Annotated in this window: 9 protein-coding genes; 5 read left to right on the forward strand and 4 right to left on the reverse strand. The window is 49.8% G+C overall.

Going from position 1 to position 10,574, the window contains the following annotated elements:
* From H8876_RS00330 to H8876_RS00345, 4 genes are all read right to left on the reverse strand, one after another.
* Positions 1 to 480 (reverse strand): AIM24 family protein (locus H8876_RS00330; RefSeq protein ID WP_249286078.1); only part of this gene is annotated, 480 nt, incomplete at its 3' end.
* A gap of 239 nt (positions 481 to 719) precedes the next feature.
* Positions 720 to 1,460 carry a TIGR03915 family putative DNA repair protein gene (locus tag H8876_RS00335; RefSeq protein ID WP_249286079.1) on the reverse strand — a complete coding sequence of 247 codons (741 nt, stop codon included), beginning with the start codon at positions 1,458 to 1,460 and terminating at the stop codon, positions 720 to 722.
* Between the two features lie 150 nt (positions 1,461 to 1,610).
* The gene (locus H8876_RS00340) at positions 1,611 to 1,889 is read right to left on the reverse strand and encodes a hypothetical protein (protein ID WP_346727815.1); all 279 of its coding nucleotides are present in this window, start codon (positions 1,887 to 1,889) and stop codon (positions 1,611 to 1,613) included.
* Positions 1,890 to 1,900: 11 nt separating this feature from the next.
* On the reverse strand, positions 1,901 to 3,361 hold the full coding sequence (locus H8876_RS00345; RefSeq protein WP_417492959.1) for a putative DNA modification/repair radical SAM protein: 1,461 nt from the start codon (positions 3,359 to 3,361) through the stop codon (positions 1,901 to 1,903).
* A 247-nt stretch (positions 3,362 to 3,608) separates the two neighbouring features.
* Here H8876_RS00345 and H8876_RS00350 point away from each other — a divergent pair, with 247 nt between their 5' ends.
* The 5 genes from H8876_RS00350 to H8876_RS00370 all read left to right on the forward strand — a co-directional run.
* Positions 3,609 to 6,440, forward strand: coding sequence for an InlB B-repeat-containing protein (locus H8876_RS00350; protein WP_249286081.1), 2,832 nt, complete (start codon positions 3,609 to 3,611; stop codon positions 6,438 to 6,440).
* Between the two features lie 340 nt (positions 6,441 to 6,780).
* Complete coding sequence (locus H8876_RS00355; protein WP_249286082.1) at positions 6,781 to 7,221, forward strand: hypothetical protein; 441 nt, start codon at positions 6,781 to 6,783, stop codon at positions 7,219 to 7,221.
* Between the two features lie 170 nt (positions 7,222 to 7,391).
* Positions 7,392 to 8,912, forward strand: coding sequence for an amino acid adenylation domain-containing protein (locus H8876_RS00360; protein WP_249286083.1), 1,521 nt, complete (start codon positions 7,392 to 7,394; stop codon positions 8,910 to 8,912).
* Positions 8,913 to 8,996: 84 nt separating this feature from the next.
* The gene (locus H8876_RS00365; RefSeq protein ID WP_177265119.1) at positions 8,997 to 9,230 is read left to right on the forward strand and encodes a phosphopantetheine-binding protein; all 234 of its coding nucleotides are present in this window, start codon (positions 8,997 to 8,999) and stop codon (positions 9,228 to 9,230) included.
* A 32-nt stretch (positions 9,231 to 9,262) separates the two neighbouring features.
* Positions 9,263 to 10,574 (forward strand): MBOAT family O-acyltransferase (locus tag H8876_RS00370; RefSeq protein ID WP_249286084.1); only part of this gene is annotated, 1,312 nt, incomplete at its 3' end.

Genomic DNA, 10,574 nt, shown 5'->3' on the forward strand with positions numbered 1-10,574 from the left:
CACGATCTGCTGTCCCGGCTTTAACTCATATTCGATTACATGACCATCAAACTCTGCGAAAAAGATGCCCTGCCCGCTGAGTCTCTGCATGATAAATCCTTCACCCCCAAAGAATCCGGATCCGATTTTTTTATTGACTGCGACAGAAAGCTGAACGCCCATTTCGCCTGCCAGGAATGCACTTTTCTGACAGATCATATCATTTCCCGGTGTAATTTGAAACGGCTTTATCGATCCCGGAAAGCTGGATGCAAATGCGATCATTCCCGGGCCGCCCTGTGCCGTATAAATATTCTGGAATAATTTCTCCCCGGCAAACATACGTCCCAGAGCTTTGCCGACGCCTCCATTGCTGGTAGTTTCCATCTGCATGTTGGGGGACATCCACGACATGCCGCCACCTTCTGTGAGCATCTGCTCTCCCGCTTCCAGCTGACAGATCACGACTGGCAGAGAATCGCCTTTGATTTCGTACTTCATTTCAACCTCCTGACTGGTGTTCATATCACACATAAAATCCACAAACTACTATCACTTATGTATTAAGTATATATCCCAGAGGATTGAAATTCAATATATGAGCTGAGATCTTTTTATTGACTAATAAAAAAGAGTGAGGTAAAATGCTAGGTAAGAAATGGGTTTGTTACCGTACAGCTATGGCTCAAGCGGGGTGCTCGTTTCTTTTTTTATCCATTATTTCCCCCTTCTAATATGACTCATCTCATCTGACATTCCGTCAGATGTTTACGGTAACGCAGCGGCATGAAGTTTCGCTGGCAGTTTGAATTTTTTCGTTCTTTGATGGCGATATGGTCGAAGTATTTCTGCCAGAGAGTCTGGTATTCTTTTTCTTCTTCTGACTCTTCTGGAACATCGTTTTCTGCAAAACTGGTGATGTACCATTTGCCCTGGTAACCTGCCATTGCTTTACCACGGCACACGTCGTGAATGAGAAAGGGGTCGTTTCTGAATCTGTCGCTGAAATGATCACCGATCAGTTCCAGCACGTCGTGATCCGGCTCGATCCTGGCATACAGGATATCACCCTGCATAACAGAGAATCGCACGAACTGGCGCATTCGCTCTGCTTCCACATTGATCTTTTTCTCGATTTCCTGTGCTGCAAACACATCCGGATTTCCGTGAAGTTTCGATATCCCCGATCCGATGTGAAACCCAAGAACGATATAGCGCAGCAGTATCATTTCCTTGTCAGGTACGGTAGAAAGAAAGCATTTATAGATCCTCCGCAGATCCATATAAGAAATCTTTCTCCGGATCGCCTGGTAAACCCGATCAGCTTTTTCAAGATCCGTGTGAACTTCCTGAAAACCGCCCAGCAAGGAAGGCTGGTATTCTTCTTTTAAACAGATCCCGGCCGCCTGTTCTGTATAGTAATGGTGGTATACACATGTGAGGAACCCTTCGAAGGTCCCATCGTATAAATAGTCCTGCATGTCCAGCCTCCTTACAGCAATTTGAATAACATGCTCAAATATTTACATTGACAAGAGGAAAAAGTTCACTTACAATACTTTATAAGGAATAGGTTTCGAAGCGGGTAAGGAGTTACTCCTGACAGCATTTGCCTGTTTCTTTTTTTATTTCTATAATATCATAAAGATATTTTCTTCCATCCGCCGCATGCCTGATAAGTAAACTTGCATGAAAGACATTGAACCTGTATACTCGGATGGCAAATCACGACCAATGTAAATCTCCTCGTTATTGTTTTCGGCAATATAATATATATCTCCAATAAATTCAACTAAGTACCGTTCTACATCAGTCCAATTTATATTCCTTTTTCCCCTGAACCTTATATCTTGTATTATTACGGTTTTCTTTCCATCAAGGTTTTCTATTACATTTACTGTTCTATCCATGTCCAGCCTCCTTACAGCAGTCCCGCAGCCGATAGCTTTTCCTGGCGGGGACCTTCTTCCAGCCGATTCCACTGGTCGTCAAAGAGGGACATCTGCAGTCCGTTTTCCATCTGGAGAATAGCGTTACGGATGACCTCTGGCTCGAAGCGTTTCTCGCCATAGTATCTGCCGCTGCAAGTAAGGAAATATTTAGCGCGTTTCAGAACGACGCCCATCTTCTTCAAGTCGTCGAATTTGACGGCGGACAGCCTGCGCTGACGAACTATCCTGCGGGCGGAGACTGCACCGATCCCAGGGATCCGCATCAGGGTATCATAAGAAGCCCGGTTGACTTCCACAGGGAACTGATCCAGGTTTCGCAGCGCCCACGTGACTTTAGGATCAAGATCGGGATCCAGGTTCTGTGATTTCTCCGTAAACAGTTCTTTTACAGAAAATCCATAGAACCGCAGGAGCCAGTCGGCCTGATAGATCCGATGTTCCCGGGCCAGTGGCGGCGCCGTCTTCCTGGTCGGGAGCATGGGAGAATCCACCACCGGCACATAAGCAGAATAATACACTCGCTTCATTTTGAATGTCCGGTAGAGACTTTCGCTGGTGTTAAGGATGCTCTGGTCAGTCTCGCCTCCCGCACCGATGATCATCTGAGTGGTCTGCCCTGCCGGAGCGAAGTCTTCACCCTGCCTGCGGCGGTTACGGGAAAGTGGCCGCGCAGAAGACACTGCGGTAATAGAGTCTTGTGTATCGCTGTCTGCCCGAGAACCACCTGCCTTGTCTTTCTCTTCGATCCCCTGCGAAAACCCCTTTAAATAATGCTCCGGCGCATTGACGGCGATGCCGCGAAACATGTTCCCGGGACCTTTGAGAGAGTTCCTCTCGATAAGAGAATTAGTGATCTGACGCATAGGCGCAAAGATCTCCTTCGGTTTCTTCTGAGGCGCAAAAGTCTGCAAACTCCTGGCCGTGGGCATCTCGATGTTGACGCTGAGGCGATCGGCAACCAGTCCGATCTCATGGAGCAGTTCCTGCGACACACCAGGGATGATCTTTGCATGAATATAACCACTGAAACCGTATTTGTACCGCAAAAGCCGCAAAGACTCTAAAATCCGCTCTGCCGTGCGATCCGGGGATACTTCTACCGCCGAACTGAGAAACAATCCTTCTATATAATTGCGCCTGTAGAACTCTATGGTCAGTCGCGCCAGTTCGTCCGGCTCGAAAGACGCCCGCGGGAAATCATTGCTGCGCCGGTTGACACAGTATTCACAGTTATAGACACACTTATTGGAAAACAGTACCTTCAGCAGGGAAATGCACCTGCCATCCGCACTCCAGGAATGGCAGATCCCCGCCGTATGAGCGTTGCCGATATTTCCTGTATTCTTCCTGTGGGATCCACTGCTGGAACAGGACACGTCGTACTTGGCACTGTCTGCCAGTATCTGAAGTTTTTCCATAAGAGTCTGCATTTTCATCCCCTCCATTCAAAAGCCGCTTCACCAGGTCTCCGGCCCCGCTTACTGTGAAACTATTATATCACTTTGCGAACGCACGTTCAAGAACAAATGTTTCGCCCTTAGTTTCTGTGGTATCTCCGAATCGATTTTCAGATATTAGTTGACGCTAACTCCCGAGCATGTTATGCTGATGTTATTTAAAGCTAACTTGGTTAGTTTTCATTAACTTTTGTAGAACCATTTCACAGAGAGGAGATTAATGTTGAAAAAAAGGAAACACAAATTTATGGCGTTCCTGCTGTCAGCCATGATGCTGATCACAGGGACCGCAATGGGGGCAGCTCCTGCTGCCGCAGCGGAAAAATCACCGCCGGCACTCAAATCATGCAGCGCAAACTTCGGTTATGATTTCAGGCTCAGCTTTGATACCAGTACCGACGCCGAGTGGATATCAAAAATAACCAGCGTGACCGTTGCCGGAGAATCCTGGACAAAAGGAAACACGTCTTCCAGCGTCTGGAACAACAAAAGCTATTATGTAAATTCCGACAAGCAGATCCTTATCGGGGAAGGCTTCACCGATACTACAGCTACCTGTGTCATCTCCGCAGACGGCTACAAAGATCTGACGCTGACGCTGGACAAGTCAAACCATACAGCAACGGTCGTGACCGCCGAAACTGCACAGACATACAAGATCACGACGGCAGCCACAACACACGGCACCGTAACTGTCGACCAGACATCCGCCAAAAAAGGGGACATGGTCACGATCACAGCAACACCGGATACCGGCTACTCGCTGAAGTCGCTCACAGCTGCGGACAGCAGCGGAAAAAATATTTCCATCACGGATTCCAAATTTCAGATGCCGGCTTCCGACGTGACGATAAATGCTGTGTTTGAAAAGAAGGCTGCCGATGCGGAAAAAGAGATCTCGATCGATGATATCTCAGTCACGAAAGACTCTTTCAACGGTTTATGGCAGTTCCGCTTTAAGGATCCCAACTATTTAAATTCTGTCAAGCAGATCTCCGTCAACGATACTGCCTGGGAGGCTTACAGCTTCACACCGTCCACTGGCGGAAAATATCGCATCAAAGACGGATCCCTGGAATTTGCACAGAAAAGTTACAGTCAGGCTGCCGCATTAAAAAGCGGAGATGTGATCACCATCACGGCCAACGGCTACAAAACACTGACCTTTAAGGTCTCCATCAAAGATGACAAGCTCACCGTCTCCTCCGAGTCAACTCCCGGAGATGACATGCAGCTCCACGTTCGCCTTGTCGGCAGTTTCGAATCGGCACTGGTGAACCAGAAAGGCTATGACGCCATCAGCGGTGCATCCACCAATGTGACGCAGAATAAGAACAGCAATGCCAGCGTGGAAGTCGCCTTGGTAAAGAAAGGCCAGGATCCACAGAGCAGCGACTGGAAGCTTTTGAATGAAAGCGATATCCGCGTGGTTTCTAAAGGTTCCTCAGTCAATATCGCAAACCGCACAGATCCTGCAAAGGGCAATGATTCAGGGATGGCAGGCGTGTACTCCGTCCACGACGGGTCGGTCACATTAGCAGGCACTCCTGCAAAGCCCGGCATCTACGATATCAGTGTAACGATCACCGACGAGCTGGGCCGGACGGCAACGAGCAATACCCTGCCGTTCCGCATTTACAGCGGGGAGGAAACTTTGCAGGATCAGCTGACGCTTGCCAACTGTACGAAAACAGCAGACGGAAAATATATGTATGATATGGAGCCATGGGCCATCAAAAATTTCACTCTGCCTTCCGGGGATCAGACGGTAGTAGTTCCGGCGGATGTAAAAGCGTGGTACGGCTCGCACACCAGCGGAACTTACGGCAAACTGGGCTATGCTGTGCCGGAGGGCACTTTGCAGCCGCAAACACTGATCCTGCCAAAAGGATGCGATCTGACGCTGGTCAATATGGACATTTTAAGCAGCGTAAAAATCGTTGTACAGGATGGTGCAAAGCTGACCCTTCGGGATTCGGTGATCCAGGGGGCTGTTGAAGTAGAAAACGGCGGGACGTTCTCCATGAACTACAATGATTACGGCGGCGGCGAATTCCTCAACGGTGCGTCTATCAACGGCAAGCTGATTTTAAAGGATGGATCGACGCTGGAGAATGCAAAGATCTATTCCAACACCAATAATATCGCCAATGGATCGGAAGCACGTCGCAACACGGATCCGGTGGTTGTGATCAACGGCAACGTGAAGCTGAAGGGCAAAGTGTTCCTGAGAGGCGACGAGGCTCCGACAGGGACAGATCCTGCGACAGGAAAGAGCTACACCGGTCAGGCCGGTCTTCAGGTCAACGGCACTTTGACACTTGAAAAAGATGCTGTACTTGCGGTCTTTGGAGGCGGCAAGGACGCGACTACATCCAACGGCGGCACGGCGATCCGTCTTAACGGCGGCACGATCACAGGCGAAGGCAAGTTGATCGCTGTCGGCGGAGACGGTCATTTCGGAAAAGGCGGCGATGCTGTATCAGGAAACGGTACGATTTCAGTGACAGACGCTTATCTGGAAGGCGGTGCATCGGTTTCCAAATCCGGAACTGCCGGCAAGGCTCTTGGCGATCAGGTGAAACTTTCGGGCAATACTAATCGGAAACTGATCGATGGAGAAACAGGCAGCGCAATCGACTACGACCACGACACTTACTGGAGAGACATCCTGACATTGCCGGATCTTTCTTTGTATACGGTGGAGAAAAATGCGCCGGGAGAAGGATCGACGGATCAGGAGAAACCGGACGTCGATCAGGAAAAGCCGGGCGGCTCCGGGGACAACGGCTCCGGGGATAATGGCTCGGCAGACAGCGATTCCAATGGAACTGCCGGGAATGGAAACAACCCGAACGGAAGCAGCTCTGGCGGAACTGCCGGGAATGGCAGCAACTCGAACGGCAATAACTCTGCTGGAACTGCTGGGAATGGCAGCAGCCAGACCGGCGATGCTTCCACTCCGCTCCTATGGGCAGCCATCATGCTGACGGCACTAGCCCTGATGGGAACGACGGTGCTGTGGCGCAGGAAACAGAATGCGGGGAGATAAATCCAACTGGAAAATCGCAACAATTACAACGTGAAGTTAAATTTTTCAAGGTTTGATGTTGTCGGCAATGCATGTCAAAGGGATTCTGCAACATGAAAATATAATTTTCTATATTTCGTGTTGTATTTAACTAGGGATATCTAACTAGCGCAACATGAACCCCGCCATCCTCAAGGTTCATGTTGCGCCTGGCCTGAAATTCACCCGAATTACAACATCAGATGAGAATCAACTGCCATTGATGTTGTCCGCGTTGCTAAAATCCGTCTCTTGCCAGCAGTCTTCCCTTTTGCTATAATAACGGGACTTACGAAAATGTTTTGAGCGAAAGGAATCTATCATGAATCGAGAGGAAACTTTAAAAAAATTCAATACATATAGTTCGCTGTTTTTAGTGCTGGGGGTTTTGGATCTGGTATTGATCTGGCTGAGTTTTGGCAACAAGGATATGATCGCTCTGCTCCACGGCGGCGGTTCAGCTGCAGCTTCAGCCCTGAGGATTTTATTCCTGGTGACTGTAGTTCTGGGCGTCATTCTGGCAGTGCTGAAATTTTATGTTGGGATCCAGGGATTGCGACAGGTCAAGGGCAATGCAAGGGGCGACCTTCATCTGAAGGTCGCCCGGGGTACGATGATCCTGTCGATGATCTCCCTGGTGTTATCCCTGCTTATGATACTCAAGGGCGGCGGAGATGCCTCCGACGCCCTGCTGGATCTAGTTGCTGTGATTTTTCTGGCACAGTATGTAAAGTTCGGGAAGACACTGATGACAATGAAATAGCGACCGGGTTTCACAATCAAACCGATTTAAGAGACAGTTTTGAGGATCACATCACACCTCATTTCAGCTGTCTCTTTTTTGTTGCTCTTAAACAAACTTTAATGACTTCCCGTCTTTAAAGTTAAAACTATTTTTTTCATAATAGTGGTATCACATAAAGGAGATCACCCATGAAAAACATTTTAGAATATCTCGAACACACTGCAGAAAACCACCCCGACAAGATCGGTTTTACCGATGAGCAGCGGGATGTTACCTTTTTTGAACTGATGCAAAACGCGCAGCGGATCGCCGGCTCCCTCGCCAGGATCGGCTGCAGGAAACCGGTCGCCGTCCTTATCGACCGAAATGTACGCTGCATCGAAGCTATGTTTGCAGCGGTCTATGCAGGCAACTTCTATGTTGTGATCGACGTCCATTCCCCAGAGACGCGGATCCACTCCATATTAGAAACCCTGCATCCCGCTGCCATCATAACAGACAACGAGTGGCTGCCTCTGGCAAAAAAACTGGCCGGAGCATCCTTTGCAGAAATGATCATATTATACGAAGACGCTGTGCTCCGGGAGATCAACCGGGATCACCTGATGCGTATCCGCGGGCAAATGATTGACACCGATCCGCTTTACGTGCTGTTCACCAGCGGATCGTCAGGGATGCCAAAAGGCACAGTTCTCTCTCACCGGAGCGTCATCAGTTATACAACCTGGGTCAGTGAGCAGTTTGAGTTCGGCGCTGATACGGTTTTCGGATCCCAGACCCCACTTTATTTCTCCATGTCGGTGACGGATCTGTTTTCGACCATAAAGTGCGGAAGTACGTACCATATGATCCCAAAGACGTATTTTACCTTCCCGATAAAGCTGGTGGAATTTCTCAACGAGCGAAAGATCAATACCATCTACTGGGTGCCGTCGGCGCTGGCCATCGTATCCAACTGGAACGTATTCGATTTTGCCAGGCCGGAGCATTTGCAGAAAATCCTCTTTGCAGGAGAAGTGATGCCGGTGAAGCACCTCAACTACTGGCGAAGATACCTGCCGGACTGTCTGTACGCCAACCTGTTCGGGCCGACAGAGACGACGGACATCTGCAGTTTCTACGTGGTGGATCGAAACTTTGCAGACAGTGACAGTCTGCCAATCGGACGAGCATGCGATAACTGCGATACCTTCCTGCTGACGGAAGAAGGGATCCGGGCGAGCCGGGCAGGAGAAGAAGGCGAGATCGTGGTGCGGGGATCGTTCCTGGCAGACGGATACTACAACGAACCGGAAAAAACAGCAGCGGTCTTCACGCAAAATCCGCTGAACACCGCCTTCCCGGAACGGATATACCGGACAGGAGATCTGGCCAGACTCAACGAAAAAGGGGAATTTATATATATCAGCCGCAAAGATTTTCAGATCAAACGGATGGGATACCGGATCGAGCTTGGAGAGATCGAAGCTGCCGCCGGCTCCATTGAAAAAGTAAAATCTGCCGCCGCTCTATATGATGCGGATGCCGGCAGAATCCTGGTGATCTACGAGGGGAGCATCAAGGATACGGACGAAGTTTTGCAGCAAACAGCTGACAAAGTGCCGCCATACATGCGCCCCGACGAGGTGATCCGCATCAAACAAATGCCGTACAACGCCAACGGTAAGATCGATCGTCAGCGGCTGCTGAAAGAATACTGCGGTGCATAGCAGGATCCCTGCGCCGGGGGCTTTGCAGAACGCCTGGCGACCCGCACCGCTTCTATATATGCAACAAGAAAAGGAGAGTAAACAATGGAAGAATTATTACAGATTTTAAGAAAAGTAAAACCGGGAGTTGATTTTGAGGGCAAGACCGACTTGTTCGAATCGGGGGTGCTGGACTCCATGACCATCGTCATGCTGGCAGCGGAGATCAACGATGAATTCGATATCGACATCCAGGTGACCGACATCGTTCCGGAGAATTTCAACTCTGCCGAGAGCATCCTGGCGATGATTCGCCGCCACCAGGAAGAAGACGACTAAAGCGCTGGCACGAAAAAAAGGAGTGTTGTTCCATGAGTTATACGAGTATCACATTTATTTGTTTTCTGCTGGTGACGGGGATCGCGTATTTCCTCGTGCCCAGGCGAGTCCAGTGGGGTGTCCTCCTGGCTGCATCGCTGGGATTTTACGTCCTGTCATGCGGTCCCCGGACATTGCTTTTAGTTGCTGCATGCGGGATCCTATATGGCGCAGGCCTTCTGATCGGACACCTGACTGACGGCTTTGCCGCACGCAAAAAAGAACTGGCGAAGGAAGATCGAAAAGCATTGAAAAAAGCAGTGACACGGCAAAAAAAGTTCGTCGTGTTCTGTGCGGTGCTCCTGGTACTCCTCATGCTCCTGGGAACAAAATATTTCAATTTCTTCGGTGCCATCGGTAATGACATCTCCGCCTTTTTCGGGATGGGAGCACCGATCCCTGTGCTGAAGATCCTCATGCCACTGGGGATCTCCTATTACACTTTGATGGGGATCAGCTACATCGTGGACGTGTATCGCGGCACAGCAAAACCGGAAAAAAATCCACTGATGCTCCTTCTCTACCTGTGCTATTTTCCACACATCATCGAGGGGCCTTTCGACCGCTATACCAGGCTGACGAGCCAGTTTCGCACCCCTCATCCGTTCGACTACGACCGGATGGCAAACGGCGGGATCCGCCTCATCTGGGGACTGTTCAAAAAGTTCGTCATCGCAGATCGGGCGGGGCTGATCGTCAACACGATTTTCGCAGATCCCGGTTCTTACGGCGGCAGCGTCCAGTTTGTGGCAATACTCCTGTATACCTTGCAGATCTATGCAGAATTTTCCGGCTGCATGGACATGGTCTGCGGCGTGTCCCAGATGTTCGGCGTGGACATAGCAGAGAATTTCAAACGGCCGTTTTTCGCCGTTTCCATCAACGATTTCTGGCGTCGCTGGCACATCACGCTGGGTGAATGGCTGAAAGACTACATCTTTTATCCGGTCAGCCTCTCCAGTCATTTTCAAAAGCTCAATGAACGGCTGCGCAGACGCATCAAGAGCGAGCACCTGACTACCCTGCTGCCCGGCGCTTACGCCCTGTTTTTCGTCTGGTTCGCCAACGGGATGTGGCACGGAGCCAGTGGAAAATACATTTTTTACGGACTGTATTATTACGTTTTGATGATGCTGGGACAGGCTCTCCGTCCTCTTTCTGCAAAGATCCTGGCAAGGCTTTATATCCCGCGGGAGAGTCGCGGCTACCACGCGTTTGAGATCTTGCGCACCGGGCTTATTGTCTGCTTCGGCATGATGATTTTTCGGGCGGATACTTTGCAGCAGGCATGGAGCATGTTCCAAT

The sequence above is a fragment of the Lentihominibacter faecis genome, from assembly GCF_014306095.1.
GTDB classification, from domain to species: Bacteria; Bacillota; Clostridia; order Peptostreptococcales; family Anaerovoracaceae; genus Lentihominibacter; species Lentihominibacter faecis.